Source organism: Brevundimonas sp. AVps31, assembly GCF_058681355.1.
On sequence record NZ_CM178736.1, the window covers coordinates 3,254,801 to 3,274,191 of the forward strand.

General features: G+C 68.4%; 19 protein-coding genes. 12 read left to right on the forward strand and 7 right to left on the reverse strand.

The features are described from left to right. The first annotated feature begins 118 nt into the window (after window positions 1-118). The 5 genes from ACW174_RS15955 (at window position 119) to ACW174_RS15975 (ending at window position 7,634) form a co-directional block, all read left to right on the forward strand. A complete protein-coding gene (locus ACW174_RS15955) occupies window positions 119-2,914 on the forward strand; it encodes a TonB-dependent receptor (RefSeq protein ID WP_492015341.1) in 2,796 nt (931 codons plus the stop codon). A gap of 221 nt (window positions 2,915-3,135) precedes the next feature. Further along, a complete protein-coding gene (locus ACW174_RS15960; RefSeq protein WP_492015342.1) occupies window positions 3,136-5,976 on the forward strand; it encodes a M16 family metallopeptidase in 2,841 nt (946 codons plus the stop codon). Between the two features lie 204 nt (window positions 5,977-6,180). After that, window positions 6,181-6,678 (forward strand): hypothetical protein, encoded by a 498-nt coding sequence (locus tag ACW174_RS15965; protein WP_492015343.1) that lies wholly within the window; start codon window positions 6,181-6,183, stop codon window positions 6,676-6,678. Between the two features lie 5 nt (window positions 6,679-6,683). After that, window positions 6,684-7,025, forward strand: coding sequence for a hypothetical protein (locus tag ACW174_RS15970; RefSeq protein ID WP_492015344.1), 342 nt, complete (start codon window positions 6,684-6,686; stop codon window positions 7,023-7,025). Between the two features lie 84 nt (window positions 7,026-7,109). Beyond that, on the forward strand, window positions 7,110-7,634 hold the full coding sequence (locus ACW174_RS15975; RefSeq protein WP_492015345.1) for a low molecular weight protein-tyrosine-phosphatase: 525 nt from the start codon (window positions 7,110-7,112) through the stop codon (window positions 7,632-7,634). A gap of 194 nt (window positions 7,635-7,828) precedes the next feature. Here the strand turns inward: ACW174_RS15975 and ACW174_RS15980 are convergent, their stop codons facing one another. Further along, window positions 7,829-8,218, reverse strand: coding sequence for a hypothetical protein (locus ACW174_RS15980; RefSeq protein ID WP_492015346.1), 390 nt, complete (start codon window positions 8,216-8,218; stop codon window positions 7,829-7,831). A gap of 10 nt (window positions 8,219-8,228) precedes the next feature. Beyond that, complete coding sequence (locus tag ACW174_RS15985) at window positions 8,229-8,612, reverse strand: hypothetical protein (RefSeq protein WP_492015347.1); 384 nt, start codon at window positions 8,610-8,612, stop codon at window positions 8,229-8,231. Between the two features lie 338 nt (window positions 8,613-8,950). Between ACW174_RS15985 and ACW174_RS15990 the strand changes: the two genes are divergently transcribed. Continuing rightward, window positions 8,951-9,616 carry a hypothetical protein gene (locus ACW174_RS15990; protein WP_492015348.1) on the forward strand — a complete coding sequence of 222 codons (666 nt, stop codon included), beginning with the start codon at window positions 8,951-8,953 and terminating at the stop codon, window positions 9,614-9,616. On the opposite strand, the gene rsmD is transcribed toward ACW174_RS15990, so the two are convergent. Further along, a complete protein-coding gene (gene rsmD, locus ACW174_RS15995) occupies window positions 9,591-10,166 on the reverse strand; it encodes a 16S rRNA (guanine(966)-N(2))-methyltransferase RsmD (protein WP_492015349.1) in 576 nt (191 codons plus the stop codon). The two genes, ACW174_RS15990 and rsmD, sit on opposite strands and share 26 nt — an antisense overlap. Window positions 10,167-10,169: 3 nt before the next feature. Then, entirely contained in the window at window positions 10,170-11,729 is a 1,560-nt protein-coding gene (locus ACW174_RS16000; RefSeq protein ID WP_492015350.1) for a pseudouridine synthase, read from the reverse strand. On the opposite strand from ACW174_RS16000, the gene tadA reads away from it, so the two are divergent. After that, on the forward strand, window positions 11,718-12,203 hold the full coding sequence (gene tadA / locus ACW174_RS16005) for a tRNA adenosine(34) deaminase TadA (protein ID WP_492015351.1): 486 nt from the start codon (window positions 11,718-11,720) through the stop codon (window positions 12,201-12,203). The genes ACW174_RS16000 and tadA overlap by 12 nt on opposite strands. A gap of 34 nt (window positions 12,204-12,237) precedes the next feature. Then, complete coding sequence (locus tag ACW174_RS16010; protein WP_492015352.1) at window positions 12,238-12,642, forward strand: MliC family protein; 405 nt, start codon at window positions 12,238-12,240, stop codon at window positions 12,640-12,642. 4 nt (window positions 12,643-12,646) lie between these two features. Here ACW174_RS16010 and aroB read toward each other — a convergent pair whose 3' ends face one another. Both aroB and ACW174_RS16020 read right to left on the reverse strand, forming a co-directional pair. Further along, entirely contained in the window at window positions 12,647-13,753 is a 1,107-nt protein-coding gene (aroB, locus tag ACW174_RS16015) for a 3-dehydroquinate synthase (RefSeq protein ID WP_492015353.1), read from the reverse strand. Beyond that, window positions 13,750-14,307 carry a shikimate kinase gene (locus ACW174_RS16020; RefSeq protein WP_492015354.1) on the reverse strand — a complete coding sequence of 186 codons (558 nt, stop codon included), beginning with the start codon at window positions 14,305-14,307 and terminating at the stop codon, window positions 13,750-13,752. Before ACW174_RS16020 ends, aroB begins: the two co-directional genes overlap by 4 nt. A gap of 122 nt (window positions 14,308-14,429) precedes the next feature. Between ACW174_RS16020 and ACW174_RS16025 the strand changes: the two genes are divergently transcribed. The 4 genes from ACW174_RS16025 to ACW174_RS16040 all read left to right on the forward strand — a co-directional run bounded on the left by ACW174_RS16025 (window position 14,430) and on the right by ACW174_RS16040 (window position 17,493). Beyond that, on the forward strand, window positions 14,430-15,329 hold the full coding sequence (locus ACW174_RS16025) for a tyrosine recombinase (protein WP_492015355.1): 900 nt from the start codon (window positions 14,430-14,432) through the stop codon (window positions 15,327-15,329). 84 nt (window positions 15,330-15,413) lie between these two features. Beyond that, on the forward strand, window positions 15,414-16,364 hold the full coding sequence (locus ACW174_RS16030; protein ID WP_492015356.1) for an acetyl-CoA carboxylase carboxyltransferase subunit alpha: 951 nt from the start codon (window positions 15,414-15,416) through the stop codon (window positions 16,362-16,364). An 89-nt stretch (window positions 16,365-16,453) separates the two neighbouring features. Next, complete coding sequence (locus ACW174_RS16035; protein WP_492015357.1) at window positions 16,454-17,029, forward strand: response regulator; 576 nt, start codon at window positions 16,454-16,456, stop codon at window positions 17,027-17,029. After that, the gene (locus tag ACW174_RS16040) at window positions 17,026-17,493 is read left to right on the forward strand and encodes a chemotaxis protein CheE (RefSeq protein WP_492015358.1); all 468 of its coding nucleotides are present in this window, start codon (window positions 17,026-17,028) and stop codon (window positions 17,491-17,493) included. Before ACW174_RS16035 ends, ACW174_RS16040 begins: the two co-directional genes overlap by 4 nt. 3 nt (window positions 17,494-17,496) lie before the next feature. Here ACW174_RS16040 and ACW174_RS16045 read toward each other — a convergent pair whose 3' ends face one another. Continuing rightward, window positions 17,497-19,380 (reverse strand): ABCB family ABC transporter ATP-binding protein/permease, encoded by a 1,884-nt coding sequence (locus tag ACW174_RS16045; RefSeq protein WP_492015359.1) that lies wholly within the window; start codon window positions 19,378-19,380, stop codon window positions 17,497-17,499. Window positions 19,381-19,391: the final 11 nt, after the last annotated feature.

Sequence of the window (19,391 nt, forward strand, 5' to 3'; positions counted from 1 at the left end):
AGCGATCCTGATCTTATTAGATTGAGAAGTTCGTCTTCGGCTGGCTGAACAGCCCCGCTTCGGGGGGAGCGCGTCGGGCATGGGGCTGGCGAGTCCCCGGGAACGCCGGGAGACATCCATGATCCGCCTGAACCCACTTAACACCCGCGCCACGCTGATGGCCGGCGCCACCGCCCTGACCTTCCTGGCCGTCGCCGCACCGGCCGCGGCCCAGGAAGCGACCCCCCGGGACCAGACGGTCCTGGATGAGGTCGTGGTCACGGGCTCCTTCGCCACCAGCCTGGCGGACGCCCTGGCGATCAAGCGCCGCGCCGACTCGATCTCGGACGCGGTGTCGGCCTCCGACATCGGCAACTTCCCGGCCGTCAACGTCGCCGAGGCGCTGCAGCGCGTTCCGGGCGTGTCGATCTCGCGGGAAGCCGGTGAAGGCCAGTTCGTCTCGGTCCGCGGCCTTGGGCCCAATTTCCAGTCGGTGACGCTGAACGGTTCGCCGATTGCCTATAATGAGAACATCCGCAACTCGGACCAGAGCGGCCGCCAGTTCCAGTTCCGCGTCATTCCCGCCGACCTGATCTCGGCCATCGTCGTGACCAAGGCCCCGACCGCAGACCTGCTGGACGGCGGCATCGGCTCAAACATCGACATCCGCACCGCCGACGCGCTCGACACCGAGCCTTTCGTCACCATGCGCGCCTACACCCACTATGAGGACCGCACCGGCGCCAACACGCCGAACGGATCGCTGTCGGCCGGCTGGCGCAACGCCGACCGCACCTTCGGCGTCATCGGCGGCGTGTCCCTGGCCACCCGCGACGTGCAGTTCGATCGGGTCCAGACCACGGGCTACACCAACCGCCTCGTCAACGGCGTGACCGTCGCCGTGCCGAACGAGATCCAGATGACCCTGGAGCGCGAGGAGCGCGAGCGGATCAGCGCCATGGGCGGCCTGTCGTGGACGCCGACCGACGACTTCGCCGCCCGGCTGGACGTGCTCTATTCCAGGTTCAACAACATCATCGACGAGGACCGCATCAGCTTCGGTCTGGGCGGCCGTTCGGACTTCTCCACCCGACTGGTGGCGTCCAGCGCCCGGGTCGTGAACGGCATTCTCTACGCGGGCCAGATCAACGGCGGCCGCATCGACCGCAACGCCGAATACTCGGAACAGGAACACGAGAATATCTCGCTTCGCGCCTCCGCTGACTGGGACGTCGCCGGCTGGACCCTGACGCCGTCGATCAGCTATTCGGAAGCCAACTCCTTCCTGCCCGTGCCCCTGCAGCGCATCTCGGGCGGCACGGCCGAAAACCCCGCCGGCCTGACGTACAGCTTCGACTTCGGCGACGACCCCGTCGGCAACCGCCGCTACGCCTCGCTCCTGACCAACCTGGACTTCGGCAGCCCGACCTCGACGACCGTCAGCGCCTACCGGACCCGCCCGATCAATTCGGAAGACAACGACACCACGGCCCTGCTGAACGCCAGTCGCGATTTCGACGCCGACTTCGGCGGGATCACCCTGTCGTCGATCGCCTTCGGCGGCCAGTACACCGACCGCTCGCGGGACTACCAGCGTCGCGACCGCGTCTGGACGGCCCGTCCGGGCGTCAACGTCAACACGCCGGCCTTCCTGAACCAGCAACTGCCGCGCAACGCCTTCAACCTGTCGATCGCCAACCTCTACGACATGGGCCTGACCTATAACCGCGACCTGTTCGGCCAGTCCTATTACATCCCCAATGAGTCCGACGACACCAACGCCCAGTCGGACGACCTGAACCCCACCGGCGCCGACCTGCAGCAGTCCTACGGCGTCGACGAGGAAATCACGGCCCTGTACGGCCGCGCCGACTTCTCGGCCGACCTCGGCGGGATGCCGCTTGAGGGCAATCTCGGTCTGCGCTGGGTCTCCACCGAGACTATGGTCAAGGGCACCCTGCTGACCGCCGGCCGCAACGGCGCCGGCGCCGTCACCACGATCGTCACGCCTCAGACTTTCGAAGGCTCCTACGAGGAGTTCCTGCCCACCCTGAACCTGAACCTCGAACTGCGCGACAACCTGCTCCTGCGCCTCGGCGCCTCGCGGACCCTGACGCGCCCCTCGCTGGCCGATCTGCGCACCGCCGTGGTGCCGAACAGCTCGCTGATCACCCAGGTCTTCCTCAACGGCCAGACCGCGCTCGACAACGCCTCCGCCAGCGCCCTCGTCGGCGTCGGCGGCAATCCGGAGCTGAGCCCCTACACCTCGGTCAATCTCGACGCGTCGCTGGAGTGGTATTTCGACGACTTCGGGGCCCTGTACGGCGCGGTGTTCCGCAAGGACATCTCGGACTTCATCGGCGGCATCGCCCGCCCCGAGGAAATCCTCTTCGCCACCCAGGCCGGCGCCACCCTGACTGCGGACCTGATGATCACCCGTCCGCAGAACATCGGCGACGCGACGGTCCAGGGCATCGAGTTCGGCGGCTCGTGGAAGACGGACTGGGGCTTCGGCCTCGCCGCCAGCGCCACCTTCACCGACTCCGAGGCCGAGGTCGAGGCCACGCCGGGCAACCTCATCACCGCCGGCCTCCAAGGCGTGTCGGACACCAGCTATTCGATCAGCCCCTTCTTCGAGCGGGGACCGTTCGAAATCCACTTCAGCTACACCTACCGCTCCGACTTCACCGCCAACGGCAACATCACTCCGGGCTCGAACGCCGTGATCGACGAGAACTCGGCCATCGTCGCCGACGGCTTCGGCGCCCTGGACTTCGGCGCCTCCTGGCAGGTCACCGACACCTTCCAGATCTTCGCGGAAGGCACCAACATCACCGACGAGCGTCAGGCGGTCTATCAGGGCAATGAGGATCGCCCCTTCCAGATTCACGAGTACGGCCCGAGCTACAATCTCGGCCTGCGCGCCACCTTCTAGGGGCCAGGACGAGGCCCGGCGCGGCGCCGTCGCCCGCCGGGGTGACCGACAAGGCCAAGCGGCCCGCTTCTCCTCAGGAGGCGGGCCGTTCTCCTGTCCGTCGTCCCCGCCCAGCGACGGACTCCGCCGGCGCCCGCGTTCCAGCTTCGGGGGATGCGCTAGGCGATTGCGTGACAGCGCGCGTCGGGTAAGGTCCCCGCATCACAACAGGACCGTCCCTCATGCGTCTTCGCTCGATCTCGCTCGCCGCCCTTCTGGCCGTGCTCACCCCCGTCGCCCCGGCCGTCGCCCAGACCTCTATCGCGCCCGTCGCCGCCACCGCGCCCCAGGCCGCCGAGCTGCGCGCCGCGCCGGTGGCCGAGCTGGTCAGCGAGGTCTCCATCCCCTGGAAGCGGTTCCAGCTGGACAACGGCCTGACCGTAATCGTGCACGAGGACCGCAAGGCCCCCGTCGTCGCCGTGTCGGTCTGGTACAACGTCGGCTCCAAGGATGAGCCCGCCGGCTCCACCGGCTTCGCCCACCTGTTCGAACACCTGATGTTCGGCGGGTCCGAGAACGCGCCGGGCAGCTATCTGGGCCGCATGCGCAATCTGGGGCCGTCGAACCTGAACGGCACCACCTGGTTCGACCGCACCAACTATTTCGAGACCGTCCCGACCCCGGCGCTGGAGCAGGCCCTGTACCTGGAAAGCGACCGCATGGGCTATCTGCTCGGCGAGATCGGCCAGCCGGTCCTCGATCTGCAGCGCGGCGTCGTCCAGAACGAGAAGCGTCAGGGCGACAACGAGCCCTACGGCCTGTTCGAATACGCCCAGCTGGAAGCCCTCTTCCCCGAAGGCCACCCCTACCGCCACTCCACCATCGGCTCTATGGCCGACCTGGACGCCGCCAGCCTGGAGACGGTGCGCAACTGGTTCCGCGAGAACTACGGCCCGAACAACGCCATCGTCGTCCTGTCGGGCGACATCGACGAGGCCGCCGCCCGCCCGCTGATGGAGCGCTATTTCGGCGCCATCCCGCGCGGTCCGGTCAACACCCCGGCCGAGGCCGCCGTCCCCACCTTGGCCGCCCCGGTCGTCGAGGTCATGCATGACCGCGTCGCCAACACCCGCCTGACCCGCAGCTGGGCCGTCCCCGGCCTCCTCGACGACGACGCCGTGCCCTTGGCCGTCGCCGCCGAAGTGCTGGGCGGCCTCGCCTCCTCGCGCCTCGACAACCAGCTGGTGCGTGACGAACAGACCGCCGTCTCGGTCTCGTCCGGCCTGTCGGACTTCCACCGCGTCGGCATCTTCGACATCTCGGTCGATGTGAAGCCGGGCCAGGACGCCGCCGAGGTGAGCCGTCGCCTCGACGCCATCGTCGCCGACTACATCGCCAACGGCCCGACCGAGGAAGAGGTCGCCCGCGTCGCCACCCAGTATGTCTCGCGCCGCATCCAGAGCCTGGAGCAGGTCAACGGCAAGGCCAACGTCCTCGCCGAAGGCCAGCTCTATGCGGGCGATCCGGACCACTACAAGAAGGAGCTGGCCGAATACGCCTCGGTCACCCCGGCCCAGGTCACCGCCGCCATGCAGCGCTGGCTGACCCGTCCGGTCTTCGACCTGACCATCGCGCCGGGCGAGCGTGAAGCCTATGTCGAGGCCGCCGCCGCCCCGTCGGGCGCCACCCCGGTCCCCGCCGCCGAGATCCAGCGCGTGGCCCGTCCGCCGATGCCGGAAATCGGCCAGGTGCCCGACCTCAGCTTCCCCGCGGTTCAACGCGAAACCCTGTCGAACGGCATCAAGGTCGTCTACGCCCAAGTCGACACCGTCCCCGTCACCCGCGTGGCGGTCGAGTTTGACGCCGGCTTCGCCGCCGACGCCGCCGACCGTCTGGGCGCCCAGGCCATGATGCTGGACCTGCTGGACGAAGGCACCACCACCCGCGACGCCAACCAGCTGGCCGAAGAGAAGGAGCGTCTCGGCGCCTCCATCAACGTCGGCGCCTCGATGGACCGCACCTCGGCCGACCTGTCGACCGTCACCGCCAACCTGGCGCCGGGCCTGACCCTGCTGTCGGACGTCGTGCGCAACCCGGCCTTCGCCCCGGACCAGATCGAGCGCATCCGCGCCTCGCGCCTGTCGGGTCTGGCCAGCGAACGCACCAATCCGGGCGCGATCGCCTCGCGCGCCCTGCCGCCGCTGATCTACGGCGCCGACAGCCCCTATGGCCGCTCCTTCACCGGCACCGGCACGGACGCCGTCATCCAGGGCCTGACCCGCGCCGATCTGGTCGCCACCCACGACGCCTGGATCCGTCCGGACAACGCCACGGTCTTCGTCGTCTCCGACCTGCCGCTGGCCCAGATCACGCCCCAGCTGGAAGCCGCCTTCGGCGACTGGCGCGCGCCGGCGACGGCCCGGGGGACCAAGACCTTCCCCACGACCGTCCCGACGCCGAGCAACCGCATCGTCCTGATCGACCGTCCGCAGTCGCCGCAGTCGCTGATCTACGGCGGCGCCGTCCTGCCCGTGTCGGGCACCGACGACCTGCTGGCGCTCAACGCGGCAAACGTGACCCTGGGCTCCGACTTCCTGTCGCGGATCAACTCGGACCTGCGTGAGACCAAGGGCTGGTCCTACGGCGTGCGCGGCGGGATCAACGCGCTCGAGCATCGCGTCCCCTACATCGTCAACGCCCCGGTCCAGGCCAACCGCACCGGCGAGTCCGTCGCGGCCCTGATCGCCCAGTACGACCGCTTCCTCGCCACCGACGGCGTTCAGCCGAACGAGCTGGAGCGGACCATCAACGGCAACACCCGGTCGCTGGCCGGCGGGTTCGAGACCTCGGGCCAGATCCTCGGCGCCCTGCGGTCGAACGCCCTGTACGGCCGTCCTGACGACTACCAGACCACCCTGGCCAGCCGCACCCGCGCCCTGACCGCCGCCCAGATGGACGCCGCCGCCCGTCAGGTCATCAAGCCCGACCAGTTCGTCTGGGTGATCGTCGGCGACGCCTCGGTCGTCCGGCCCCAGCTCGAAGCCCTCGGCCTGCCGGTTGAGGTGCAGTCGGCGGCGCAGTAAGGGCTTCGCCATCACCCTGCCCTATGCCGTCATCCTCCATGTACTTCGAGGATGACGGCAGACTCGGTCCGAGTTCCCATCGTTCCGCAGCGGCGCTAAAAATGCGCGGCACACAGCTCGTATCGCGCGACAATTGCCCGCCAGAGGCTAGGATCCATCGTAAGTTGTGCTAGGGTCACAACCACTCTAAAAGCGGGATGCGTAGTGGCTCTGGAAAAAATTGATCGGCCAGTGCTGTACTCAGCGATGACGACATTGGCTTATAATATAAATAAGCAGTTCTATGGTGACTTGCATTATATGTGGTGCACGCCCTATTTCGGATCCGACTTCACGTCTCCGGTCTTTACGGTACCAAAAAGTAGTTCTCCGTTGGAAATCTACAACGAGTTGAAAAAAGCGGTAGACTCCGGGGATCTGCACGACACTTTGATTGAAGCGAAAAGGCTCGGCGCGCGGAGAGGCGCCGACGTTATGGAAAAGCGCGGAAAAATCACTGCAGAGCAAGCTCAAGAGATCCGTACAATCTGTAAAATTGCTCCGCGCGATCAGTTCAAACCGTTGCTTTGTGTTCTACCTCGGAAAGATGCGCTCCCGTACAATCAAGTTGTGGACGTCAAATCAAAAGCGCACCCGTTATCCCAAGAATACGTCGTGGCGGATGTTCCTCAAACAGCCTTCGATGTCATTAGGATTGGATGATGCAAATGGAAAAGGTTCGCGCGCATCTCTCGGAGTTCCCCTCGTCTCAGCGCCGAGAAATTCTCTACTTTTTGGTGAGATACTTCAAACAATCACACCATCTAGAGAAGGCTGGGAAGAACGTATTTGACGACGTTTTCGCCAGGACTCCTGACCCTAAAATTTATGACGCAACGCTGGCAATTATTTCGATCGTCGAGGCTTCCTACGGCAAACCCGCCAACCAATTTGATGGGCGCACTTCATACAAGGTAATCGACCAACTAACTGAAATTGATCGCGAAATCGACGACGAGCCTAGCCAAAACGATCTCGAAAGAGCTTCCGCATTCTTCCAGAAAATCTGATAGCGACTTCCCCAGTTTGTTGTTGGTTTAGCGGTTGTTGGGGGAAGCAGGTTTCATTCTTACCTCGCACCGTCCGGCGATAGCATGCCCTCCATCCTCTTCGTCTGCCTCGGCAACATCTGTCGCTCGCCCCTCGCCGAGGCCGCCCTGCGCGCCGAGGCGCAGCGTCTGCGGCTGGACCTGATCATCGACTCCGCCGGCACCGGGAACTGGCATGCGGGCGAACCGCCGGATGAGCGGGCGCAGCGGACGGCGCTCCGGAACGGCGTCGACATCTCCGCCCTGCGCGCCCGTCAGGTGACCCGGGCCGACTTCCGCCGCTTCACCCACATCGTCGCCCTCGACCACGACAACATGGCCAACCTGCGCAAGCTGGCGCCGCCAGTCGAAATCGGTCCTGACGACCCTTCGTCGTCAGGGCTCAGATTTCGGCCCGGCATAAAGCCCGCCACCGCCGAACTCAGCCTGTTGCTGGACCACGTGCCCGGCCGCGAGGGTCAGGCCGTGACCGACCCCTGGTTCGGCGACGAGGCGGGTTTCGACGTCACCTGGGCCGAGGTGACGGCCGCGGCGCGGGGGCTGGTGAGCCTTTTGCGGCGGGGTTCGTAACCCTCTCCCGATGGGAGAGGGCTTGAGGCTCCAGGAGCGAAGCGATTGGAAAGGCGAAAGGGTGAGGGTCGTTCTCAGCATTCGGTGAGCCGCGTCACCGTTCCGGGCGGCCGACTCGGGCCGGACCGCCCCGAGGCTGACACTACCATCCGAGACCTGCGGACAGAGCGTAACGCGCTTATGATGTAGTCCGGTTAGTTCAGCCTGATGCGATCCCGGCGCCGGGCTTGCTCGATCTTCGCGATGATGTCGTAGACGAAAGTGGATCGCTGGTAGATGTAAGCCGTCCGGTCATGCGTCTCGAAAATCGTGTCCGCATCCGTGCGGAGCGGGCGTGGGCGATAGGCTCTCGCGCACTCGTCAGCGATGCGCGCCCCAAGCTCGGACGCCGGGTAGATGATCCCCCCCGCGTCCCGGCTCTGGTAGTTCCGCTGGATGATCGGATCGGCACAAGACCAGTCGGCCGGATCGGTCGGGGTGTGCTGGGTCAATTGCGCCGCCGCCGCCCGTTGGTCCGCTCGGAACCGCTCTTGGGCCGCAGTCTGAGGCAGTGACAGCGCAAGGGTCAGGGCGACGACGATCATAGGCACAACCTCACTTGGCCGGGCAACGATAGCGAACGAAGAGCGACCCATCGTCATTTCGCGCGGAGAGATACTGGCTGTTGCCAGCCAGCGTGTATTGGAAGCTCGTCATCCACGAGCTGCCTTCGCCGCTCATGTCCAACACAATCAGGATTTCATAGGGACCGCGCATGAAAGCCCCGCGCACGGTCCCGTCACTCTCATAGAAATGCATCTCGGTCGCGGTGATCGTCAGGCTACTGTCGTTGTTGCCAGTACCGCAGTCGCTGAGGTTCTCGTTCCACTCTCCATGGAGCTTGGCAGGGATTGTGCGCTCGTCATCGGGTGATTGCTGAGCGACGGCGCAGCCCGCGACGCTGGCGAAGATAGCGGTGGCGATGAATAGGCGTCTCAAATCTCGGCTCCAGCGCTTCTGGGCTCGTCTGAAGCTTGGCATAACACGGTCTGATCGATTTTGGGTCGCGTGTCCGAAACAGGGAACCTACGCGCGATCCATCGGGAGAAGGGATCAGAGGGGCGGGAGAAGGGATTACTGCCTACTGCCTACTGCCTACTGCCTACTGCCTACTGCCTACTGCCTACTGCCTACTGCCTACTGCCTACTGCCTACTGCCTACTGCCTGCTGCCTGCTGCCTGCTGCCTCCACCCTGCTGCCTCCCGCCTGCCGCCCTCCGCCTGCTGCCTCCCGCCGTACGACCAATTCTGACGTATCGCCGGTTTACGATGCCCCCATGACCGATCCCTATCGCATCCGTTCGCCCGAGGTCTGGGTCCAGGCCCGCGACGACTATGTGGCCGGCCTCGACGCCGAGGCCGTCTGCCGCCGCCACGACCTCGGCCTCTCGGCCTTCCGCCGCCGCGCCCGCAAATACGGCTGGCGACGCAAGGACCAGGCCGACCTGAAGCCCGCGGCCTTCGACCTGACGATCTACGACGACCTCAATGAGGAGGATGAGATGGACACCGCCCGGCTGCGGTATCTGCACGCACTGGAGTGTGGTCGCCCGATGGAGGCCCTGCGCTGGCGCCGCCTCTGGCGGGAACTGTGCGACGAGAACGACGCCTGGCTGGACCTGCTCTATCCCGACGAACCGCCCGCACGGGTCCGCGACCGCATCGCCGCCGCGCCCAAGCGGGATGAGACGGAGGAAGAGGTCCGCATTCTCTCGGCACTTCCCGCCGATCCGGCCCCACAGGTTGAACCCCAAGGCGAAGTCGCGCCGTCAGACTCTGCACCGCGGGAAAAAGTGCACGATGTGCACTCCATTTTTTCCGGAGTGCACATTTCGACCCCGGCCCGTCCGTCAAAGCGGGCGGCCCGGCGTCAACGGGGGCGGGAAACCCGGCCCCAGCCCGGTGGGAAGCCGGAGCTCAAGCCCCGATCGGCAGGACCTTGAGGAACAACACCCGCGCCGCGCCGTAGTCGCGGGCGTCCAGCCGCTCATAGCCCGGGGTCTCGATCTCAGGCTCGTCCGAGCCGCGCTCGAACACGACCGTGGCCCCCGGCTTCAGCCAGTTGCCCTCCAGCAGCCGGGCCAGGGTCTGCTCGCCCAGCCCCAGACGGTAGGGCGGATCCAGGAAGGCGATGTCGAAGGCCTCGCCCGCCGAACCGGGACGCACGCCCAGGTCGGTGGCGCTGCGCCGATGCACCCGCGTGCGACCCATCAGCCCCCAGGCGTCGGCGTTCTCGCGGATGGCGCCGCGCGCCTCGTCCTCGATCTCGACGAACAGGGCGAAGGCCGCCCCCCGGCTGATCGCCTCGAAGCCCAGGGCGCCGGAGCCCGCATACAGGTCAATGACCCGCGCCCCGCTCAGAGGCTCGGCCCAGGCCGCGTGTTCCAGCACGTTGAAGATGGCCTGCCGCGCCCGGTCCGAGGTCGGACGGGTGTTCTGCCCCTCCGGCGCGGTGATGGCGCGGCCCTTCAGGCTTCCGGAGACGATCCGCATGGATCAGCCGCCGGACCGGGGCCCACGCGGGCCGCCGCGACCCCCGCCGCCGGCGGGCTTGCCGCCCGCGCCGCCGGGACGCGAGCCGCCGGGCTTGCTAAAGCCGCCGCCGGCCGGACGACCGCCGGGCTTGGCCCCATAGGCGGGCTTGGACCCATAGGCCGGCTTGTCGCCGAAGCTCTTGCCCGACGTGCCGCCCGGCTTGCGCGGGCCACCGGCGCCGCGCGGCTTGTCGATGAACTGGTCGGCGCGCGGGGTGAAGGCGCGCTTGGGCCGCTCCTCCCGGTCACCGTCCGTGGCCCGGGCCGGGGCGGTCCGCTCGCGGGGCTTGAAGGTCTTGGAGTGCTCGAACTTCGGCTTGGCCTTGGCCCAGCCGTCGCCCTTGGGGGCGCGACGACCGGTGTCGCTCCCGTCGCCCGCCGCCGCCTCGGCCGCACGGGTGCGGCTCGGCTTGCGCGAGGGATCGGACATGGCCGACCCCGACGCGCCCTTGACGATCGGCGCCGAGGTGCGGCGGCCCGGGATCGGCGCGGGCGTCGAGACGGTGTTGCCGGTGGGCAGGTTCTCGGGGCGGATATGCTCGGCCAGCATCTCGCGGATCACCCGCGGACCGACCTCCTCCACCGCACCGACCGGCAGGGAGCCCAGCTGGAACGGGCCATAGGCCAGACGGATCAGGCGGTTCACGGTCAGGCCCAGATGCTCCAGCACCTTGCGGACCTCCCGGTTCTTGCCCTCGGTGATCGAGACGCTGATCCACAGGTTGGCGGGGCCGCGCCCTTCGGTGTCGGCCTTCTCGACCGCCTTCTCCAGCCGGGCCTCGATCGGGCCGTAGCGGACGCCGTCGACGGTCACGCCCTCCTTGAGGGAGTCGAGCTGCAGCTGGCTGACCCGGCCGCGCGCCCGGGCGCGGTACTGACGCACCAGCTCGGTCTGCGGCAGCTCCAGCGCCCGGCTCAGCTCACCGTCGTTGGTCAGGATCAGCAGGCCCTCGGTGTTCAGGTCGAGGCGGCCGACCGAGATCACCCGCGGCAGGCTGCTCGGCAGGGCGTCGAAGACGGTCGGACGCCCGCCCGGATCGTTGTGCGAGGTCACCAGCCCCGAGGGCTTGTGATAGCGCCACACCCGCGTGGCCTGGGCCGCGCCGATGGGCTTGCCGTTGACGGTGATGGCGTCGTCGCGCGTCACCAGGGTCGCCGGCGTGTCCAGGATCTTGCCGTTGACGGCCACCTTGCCCAGGCCGATCAGGCGCTCGACCTCGCGGCGCGAGGCGATGCCCGCCCGGGCCATGGCCTTGGCGATCCGCTCGCTGCGCGCGGGCGCCTCGTCGGCGCCCGGCTTGCCCCCGGGCTTGCCGCCCGGCTTCGCGCCGAACTTGCCGGCGGGCTTGTCGCCGCGCGGCCCATCGGAGCGGGGCCCCTTGGCGAAGGGCTTGCCCTTGCCGGGGCCGCGCGCGTCCTCCGCGCCTTCGACGCGTTTGACGTAGGGTTTGCGGGGGGCGTCGCGGTCGGCGTCTTGACGCGGGCGCGGCTTCTTGTCGTTGTCTCGGGGATGGAAGGCCATGATGAGCGGTTCATGCACATGGCCTTGGCCTGTGCGCAAGCGGCGGCGGACGCGGGAGAGACTCCCGTAGGCTGCATAATCGTCGACGAATCGACCGGCGAAGTGGTCGCGGAGGGCATGAACGCCCCCATCGGCGGCCATGATCCGACCGCCCATGCCGAGATCGTGGCCCTGCGCGCGGCGGCTCAAAAACTGGGCAACTACCGGCTCACGGGCCTGACTCTCTATGTCACTCTGGAGCCCTGCGCCATGTGCGCCGGGGCCATCAGCCATGCCCGGATCGGCCGCGTGGTCTGGGGCGCGGACGATCCCAAGGGCGGCGCGGTCGCCCACGGCCCCCGCTTCTTCGATCAGCCGACCTGCCACTGGCGCCCCGCCGTTCAGGGCGGCGTTCTGGCCGCCGAGGGCGGCGACCTGCTGCGATCCTTCTTCCGCGCCCGCCGCAAAGGAACGGCGGCGAGCACGGCGCGTTGATGCGCCGATCCTGTAACAGCAAGGCTTGCTCCGCATGAAGACGCTGATCGCACCGGCCCTCATCGTCCTGATGCTGGGCGCCTGCGGACAGAAGCCCGCCGAGGCGCCGACCGACGGTGATTCGGTTCGTGAGCGCGCCCAGGAGGCCCAGACCGCCCGCACCCGCACGGGCGCCGAGGTGCAGGACCGCAACCTCAACCGGGTGATCCGCACCGTCTATCTCTGCAACGACAGCCAGCGCCTGTCGGTCGATTTCGACAACCCGCGCCAGATGGCCACGGTCCGCAACTCCAGCGGCGAGGCGGTCGACCTGTTCCAGGAACGCGCCGCCGACGGCATCTGGTACCGCGCCTCGGGCTATGAGCTGCGCGGCAAGGGCGCGATGGCCACCTGGACCGCCGATGGCCTGCCCCCGACCTCCTGCCGCGCGGTGGACTGACCCGTCAGGCCGCGCCCTCGGCCTGCAGGAAGGCGATGAGGGTCGCGCGATCGACATTCTTGTCGACAAAAGCATCGCCGATGGCCCGGGCCAGGATCAGCGTCAGCCGCCCGCCCTCGGCCTTCTTGTCCCCGGCCATGCGCCTGACCAGCGCCTCGGCGCTGAACGACCCGGCCTCGGACAGCCTCACCGGCAAGCCCGCCGCCGCCGTCACCGTCTCGACCCGATCCGCGTCCGCCTGTGGGCACAGGCCCGCCGCCGCCGAGAAGCGGAAGGCCATGGCGCACCCCAGCGCCACCGCCTCCCCATGGGTCAGGGCGTGCTCGTCAAAGCCCAGCTCCGCCTCGATGGCGTGGCCGAAGGTGTGGCCCAGGTTCAGCAGGGCGCGCCGGCCCGCCTCCTTCTCGTCCTCGCCGACCACGGCGCTCTTGATCTCCACCGACCGCTCCACGGCCCGTTGCAGCGCCGCCGGGTCGCCCTCGGCGCCCACCGCGCCATCGCCCGCCAGCCAGTCGAAGAAGGCCGCGTCACAGATCAGACCGTGCTTCAGCACCTCGGCCCAGCCCGACGTGACCTGCCGCGCCGGCAGAGTCCCCAGAACATCGATGTCGGCCAGCACCAGCCGGGGCTGGTGGAAGGCGCCGATCAGGTTCTTGCCACGCGGCGTGTCGATGGCCGTCTTGCCGCCCACCGAGCTGTCCACCTGCGCCAGCAGGGTCGTCGGCACCTGCACGAAGTCGATCCCGCGCATGTAAAGGGCCGCCGCCAGACCGGCCAGATCGCCGACAACACCCCCGCCCAGCGCCACGACCACGTCGCTGCGGTCCAGCCCGAAGGCCAGCATCCGGTCCAGCACCCGCTCCAGCTCGGCGAAGGATTTGGAGCCCTCCCCCGCCGGCACCGCCAGCAGACGGGCCCGAATGCCCGCGTCGTCCAGCGCCTTCAGCGCCGCCGGACCGTGGATCGTCGCCACCGTCTCGTCCGTCACCACGACCGTCCGCCCCTTGGCGATCGGCGCGATCCGCCTGCCGAGCTCACCCAGCAGGCCGCGGCCCACGACGACGTCATAGGGGCGGAAGGCCCCGCCCGAGACCGGCACCGTCGTCGTCACGTCTTCGTCTCCATGGCCCCATGGGCCTCCAGCGCCTGCACGATGGCGTCCACCGCCTGCACATGCGCGCCGCCGGTCACGTCGACCGTCAGATGCGCCTCGCCGTAGACCGGATAGCGGGCCTCGGCCAGCGTGCGCAGGGCCTCCAGCGGATCGCGCCCGCGCAGCAATGGCCGCGTGTCCCGCCGCGCCACCCTCTGCGCGATGGTCTCCAGATCCGCCCGCATCCAGACGGTCACCGCCCGGGTCTTCAGCAAGGCTCGGGTCTCGGCGTTCAGCATCGCGCCGCCGCCGGTGGCCAGGACCAGTTGCGGTCCCTCCAGCAGGCGGCGCATCACCCGCGCCTCCCCCGCCCGGAACTCGCCCTCGCCCAGACTGGCGAAGATGTCGGAGACGGTCATCCCCGCGGCCGACTCGATCTCGTCGTCTCCATCCGCGAACGGCAGGCCCAGCCGCCGGGCCAGCCGCCGCCCCACGGTCGATTTCCCCACGCCCATCAGGCCGACCAGCGCTATGGTGCGCTGATGGACGGGAATCGCCTCGGAATCGGTCATCGCGCACCTCGCGCAAGCGGGTGGCGGGCGAACGGCGGGGAGGAAGGGCGCAGGCACGTCATGGTCCCCCACACCTCTACACGAACACAGCGCCGGGGCCACGCCATGGCGAAGGGGCGCCGATGAGCAGCCCCCAGATCGAAGCCTTCCTGGAGATGATGGCGGTGGAGCGCGACGCCTCCCCCCACACCCTGTCCGCCTATGCCCGCGACCTTGCTGACGCCGAGGGCGGTGTGGACGGCGGGCTGATGAGCGCGGACGAGACGGCGGTCGAGAGCTGGTATGCCGGACTGGCTGCCCGCGGACTGTCGCCCGCCACCCAGTCCCGCCGCCGCGCCGCGGTGCGCCAGTTCTATCGCTTCGCCCTAGGCGAGGGCTGGCGTCCGGATGATCCGTCCCGCCGTCTGGACGCCCCCAAACAGGGTCGTCCCCTGCCCAACACCCTGACCCGCGAGGAGGTCGAATCCCTGCTGAAGGCCGCGGCCGCGCGCGATGGGGCCGCCGGCGTCCGTCTCGTGGCCCTGGTCGAACTGGCCTACGCGTCGGGCCTGCGGGTCTCCGAACTGCTGGCGCTCAAGGTCGAGGCCGTCCGCCGGGATCCCGCGTGGCTGATCGTTCGCGGCAAGGGCGGCAAGGAGCGTCTGGCTCCCTTGAACGCCTCGGCGCGCGAGGCGGTGAAAATCTGGCTGGCGGTCCGCGACGGGGCCCGCAAGCCGGAGGCTCCCGACAGTCCCTGGCTCTTTCCCTCTCCGGTCGGCAACAACCCTCTCACGCCGCGCCGCTTCGCCCAGTTGCTGGATCAGGCGGCCATCGACGCCGGCATCGACCCGTCGCGGGTCAGCCCGCACGTCCTGCGCCACGCCTTCGCCACCCACCTGCTCGAGGGTGGCGCTGACCTGCGGGTCGTCCAGACCCTTCTGGGTCACGCCGACATCGCCACCACCCAGATCTACACCCATCTGGCCACCGATCGCCTCAGTCGCCTGGTGCAGGAGAAGCATCCCTTGGCGCGTGATGACTGAACTCCGCTTGCTCCCCGGCGTTGACCTGACTAGGTTCCGCCGCCTTCCGAAGCGCCAACCGGCGCGCCAGTTCCGGACGCCTTGATGGCCACGCACTACCTCGAGTTCGAAAAGCCGATCGCCGATCTGGAGGCGAAGATCGAGGAGCTGTCGCTGCTCGCCTCGACCGCCGGTTCGTTTGATTCCGAGATCGACGGCCTGAAGAAGAAGGCTGAGCAGCTCCGTAAGAAGATCTACGGCGGGCTCGATCCCTGGATGAAGACGCAGGTCGCTCGCCACCCGCAGCGCCCGCATTTCATCGACTTCGTCGAAGGCCTGTTCACCGAGTTTGTCGAGCTGAAGGGCGACCGCCAGTTCGGCGATGATCAGGCCATTCTGGGAGGGCTGGCGCGCCTGCGCGGCCGTCCGGTCGTCGTCATGGGCCACGAGAAGGGCCATGACACCCAGACCCGCATCACCCACAATTTCGGCATGGCTCGCCCGGAGGGCTATCGCAAGGCGGTCCGGCTCATGGACCTGGCTGAGCAATACGGCCTGCCGGTGCTGACCTTCGTCGACACCGCCGGCGCCTACCCGGGCCTCGGCGCCGAGGAGCGCGGTCAGGCCGAAGCCATCGCCCGCTCGACCGAGCGCGGCCTGACGCTGGGCGTCCCCTCCATCGCCACCATCACGGGCGAAGGCGGTTCCGGCGGCGCCATCGCCATCGCCGCCGCCAGCCGCGTCCTGATGCTGGAACACTCGATCTATTCGGTCATCTCGCCGGAAGGCGCCGCCGGCATCCTGTGGCGCGACGGCAGCCGCGCGCGGGACGCAGCCATGGCCATGAAGATTACCGCGCCCGACCTGATGGAGCTGAAGATCGTCGATCGGGTCATCGGCGAACCGCTTGGCGGCGCCCACACCGACCGCGCCGCGGCGATCAAGGGGGTCGGCGACGTGCTGATGGAGGAACTGGACGCCATGGCGGGCCTGTCGCCCGAGCAGTTGCGCAAGGCTCGGGCTGACCGCTTCTACGCCATCGGCCGCCTGACCTAAGCTGAGCCGTTAACCTTCTGAATACCGCCGCCTGCCAAGCCTCTTCCCGTGAGGCGCGCCGAATCGCGCCCGCCAATGTGGAGTGGGGCATGAGCGCGGTGGAAGGATTGCGCGAAAGCGCGGTCATCAATCTGACCGGCGCCGTGACCATGGTGGTCGATGACTCCCCGTTCGGCCTCGACATCACGGCCAGCGCCCTGCTCGGATTCGGGATCAAGACCCGCTACGCCTGCCACAGCGCCCATGAAGCGATGGAAGTCCTCAAGGATCACCCCGTCGACCTGCTGGTCGTGGACACCGAGATGCCAGAGATGGACGGCTATGAACTGGTGCGCTGGCTGCGCCGGTCCGGGCTCGACCCCAACGCCTTCGCGCCCGTCATCATGACCGCCACCCACGTCCGCCGCTCACGCGTGACCGAAGCCCGGGATTGCGGGGCCAATTTCGTCATCACCAAGCCGTTCAGCGCCGCCAGCCTGCTGGAGCGGATCATCTTCGTGGCCCGGGACACACGGCCCTTCCTGGAGGTGGGCGACTATTTCGGCCCCGACCGCCGCTTCCGCGCCGGCAGGGCGCCGGACCAGGAGCGTCGCGCGGACATGATCCGCAGGATGAAGCATGATGCCGAGAAGGCCGCGGCCGCGGGTGCGGAACAAGGCGAATGACGGTCATCACTCATAACCGGCGCAAGTCGCGCCTGTCGAAGATCATCGACGAGGCCGGCGGCGTCAGCATCGGTACGGCGCTGATCCAGGCCCAGGCCAATCTCGAAGCGCTCAAGCCCCGCAGTCTAGTCGAGGTCGGCGAGCGGATCGTCGAGCTCGGCGCCATCGCCCCCCCGACGGCGCCGGAGCAAGAGATGGCCGTGCTCGGATCCGCCTATCGCGCCGCCAACGCCATCATCGACAGCGCCGGGCCGTTCGACATGGATGAAATCCGGGTGGTCGCCCTGGGCCTGTGCGACCTGATCGATGCGGCGACGCCCGAACGGCCATTCGACTGGCGCGTCCTGCCGGTCTACGCCCAGTCCTTGCAGTTGCTGCTGGCCCTGCCCGAAGACGCCGACGCCAGAGCCCGGGTTCGTCAGGGTCTGGACCTGATGGTCCACCGCAAGCTGGGCCTGCCCTGAAGGCTAGACGCCGTCCTTCGTCCGCGCGCCACGCGTCTGCTTTCGCCACAGGGCCGCATACTCGCCCCCCTGACGCGCCACGAGCTGATGGTGAGCCCCGCGCTCAACGATCCGCCCGGCCTTGAGCACCAGAATCTGATCGGCGTCCGCGATGGTGGACAGCCGGTGGGCCACGACCAGCGTGGTGCGTCCCGCCCGCGCCTTGCGCAGGGTCTTCTGGATCGCCGCCTCCGTCCGGCTGTCCAGAGCGCTGGTCGCCTCGTCGAGGATCAGGATGCAGGGATCGGCCAGCAGGGCGCGGGCGATGCCGACGCGCTGACGCTCACCCCCGGACAGCTTCAGACCCCGCTCGCCCACCACGGTATCCAGCCCTTCCGGCAACTGGCCGATGAAGGCGGCCAGTTCCGCCGCCTCTGCCGCCGCCCAGATCGCCGCCTCGTCCGCGTCGGGCCGGGCGAAGCCGATGTTGGCGCGCAGGCTGTCGTTGAACAGGGCCACGTCCTGGGGCACCAGCGCGACCGCCGCGCGCAGGCTCTCCTGCGTCACCGCCCGTACATCGACGCCGTCGATCAGCACCCGGCCCTCCTGCGGGTCCAGCAGGCGCAAGGCCAGTTTGACGACCGTGGACTTGCCCGAACCCGAGGGCCCCACCAGCGCCGTCGTCGTCCCCGGCGCGGCGTGGAAGCTGACATCCTCCAGCCCGTTGGCGCGGGCATCGTGGCGGAAGCCGACATGCTCGAACGTCAGGGCCGCGCCGTTCACGCCGGCTGCCCGCTCCAGCGGCCTGGCGTCGATAGCGTCGGCCACCTGCGGGGCCTGACGGGTCACCTTCAGCATCTCCTCCATGTCGATGAAGGACTGCCGGATTTCCCGGTAGGCGAAGCCGAGGATGTTCAGCGGCGCATACAGGCTGATCATGATCAACACCGCCGCCGTGACGTCGCCCGGCCCCATCCGGCCCGCCGCCGCCTCGAACCCCGCCATCACCGCCATGACGCCCAGACCGACGTTCATGATCACGGCCTGGATGACGTTCAGCAGCGCCAGCGAACTGTTCGCCTTCAAGGCCGCTCGCGTGTAGTCGCCGAGGGCCGCATCATAGCTGCGGGCCGCCCGCGCCTCAGCCCCGAAGGACTTGACCGTCTCGTAGTTCAGCAGGGCGTCGACCGAGAGGCCCGCCGCCTGGGTATCGGCGGCGTTCATGATCCGGCGGTGCTCGATCCGCCAGTTGGACAGGGCGAATGTCGAGACGGCGTAGATGGCCACGACAGCCACCGCGACAGCGCCGAAGCGCCAGTCGTACTTGCCGGCCAGCACCCCTGCCGCCAGGACCAGCTCGACGCCGGTGGGGACAAGATTGAAAGCCAGAATCCTCAGCAGGAAGTCCACGGCCCGCGAGCCGCGATCCATGGTCCGCGACAGGGAGCCGGACCGTTTGGTCTGGTGGAAATCCAGCGACAGGCTCAGGGCGTGGGCGAAGGTCTCGGTCGCCGCCGTCCGCTGCGCCGCTGACCGGACGGGGGCGAACACCACGTCCGAGGCGTTGGGGGCGATGGCCGACAGCAGGCGAACCAGCGCCCAGCCCAGAGCAAAGGCCGCGAATCCGAGGCCGATCGAGACCTCGGGCCCCTGCCCCGCCGCCAGATGGTTGACCGCCGCGCCCAGCACCAGCGGCGCCAGAACGCCCAGCCCCTTGCCCGCCAGCGTCATTCCGATGGCCGCGATCAGCCGCAGCTTCAACTGGGGCGCATTGGACCGGCCGACCAGTCTGAGCAGGTCGGCCAGCGCCTGAAGGGTCGGGGGGCCGTCGACGGGGGTTGTCAGCCCGGCTTGCGCCGCCTTCGCTTCCGATCCCTGCCGTCGCCCGGCCCCGCGTTCACCTCTCATCGCCATGCCCG

What these genes read in the sequence shown, in the direction of transcription:
- ACW174_RS15955 (WP_492015341.1), top strand. Translation starts at nt 119, where the DNA reads ATGATCCGCCTGAACCCACTTAACACCCGCGCCACGCTGATGGCCGGC.
- ACW174_RS15960 (WP_492015342.1), top strand. Translation starts at nt 3,136, where the DNA reads ATGCGTCTTCGCTCGATCTCGCTCGCCGCCCTTCTGGCCGTGCTCACC.
- ACW174_RS15970 (WP_492015344.1), top strand. Translation starts at nt 6,684, where the DNA reads ATGGAAAAGGTTCGCGCGCATCTCTCGGAGTTCCCCTCGTCTCAGCGC.
- ACW174_RS15975 (WP_492015345.1), top strand. Translation starts at nt 7,110, where the DNA reads ATGCCCTCCATCCTCTTCGTCTGCCTCGGCAACATCTGTCGCTCGCCC.
- ACW174_RS15980 (WP_492015346.1), bottom strand. Translation starts at nt 8,218, where the DNA reads ATGATCGTCGTCGCCCTGACCCTTGCGCTGTCACTGCCTCAGACTGCG.
- ACW174_RS15990 (WP_492015348.1), top strand. Translation starts at nt 8,951, where the DNA reads ATGACCGATCCCTATCGCATCCGTTCGCCCGAGGTCTGGGTCCAGGCC.
- rsmD (WP_492015349.1), bottom strand. Translation starts at nt 10,166, where the DNA reads ATGCGGATCGTCTCCGGAAGCCTGAAGGGCCGCGCCATCACCGCGCCG.
- tadA (WP_492015351.1), top strand. Translation starts at nt 11,718, where the DNA reads ATGGAAGGCCATGATGAGCGGTTCATGCACATGGCCTTGGCCTGTGCG.
- ACW174_RS16000 (WP_492015350.1), bottom strand. Translation starts at nt 11,729, where the DNA reads ATGGCCTTCCATCCCCGAGACAACGACAAGAAGCCGCGCCCGCGTCAA.
- ACW174_RS16010 (WP_492015352.1), top strand. Translation starts at nt 12,238, where the DNA reads ATGAAGACGCTGATCGCACCGGCCCTCATCGTCCTGATGCTGGGCGCC.
- ACW174_RS16020 (WP_492015354.1), bottom strand. Translation starts at nt 14,307, where the DNA reads ATGACCGATTCCGAGGCGATTCCCGTCCATCAGCGCACCATAGCGCTG.
- ACW174_RS16025 (WP_492015355.1), top strand. Translation starts at nt 14,430, where the DNA reads ATGAGCAGCCCCCAGATCGAAGCCTTCCTGGAGATGATGGCGGTGGAG.
- ACW174_RS16030 (WP_492015356.1), top strand. Translation starts at nt 15,414, where the DNA reads ATGGCCACGCACTACCTCGAGTTCGAAAAGCCGATCGCCGATCTGGAG.
- ACW174_RS16035 (WP_492015357.1), top strand. Translation starts at nt 16,454, where the DNA reads ATGAGCGCGGTGGAAGGATTGCGCGAAAGCGCGGTCATCAATCTGACC.
- ACW174_RS16040 (WP_492015358.1), top strand. Translation starts at nt 17,026, where the DNA reads ATGACGGTCATCACTCATAACCGGCGCAAGTCGCGCCTGTCGAAGATC.
- ACW174_RS16045 (WP_492015359.1), bottom strand. Translation starts at nt 19,380, where the DNA reads ATGAGAGGTGAACGCGGGGCCGGGCGACGGCAGGGATCGGAAGCGAAG.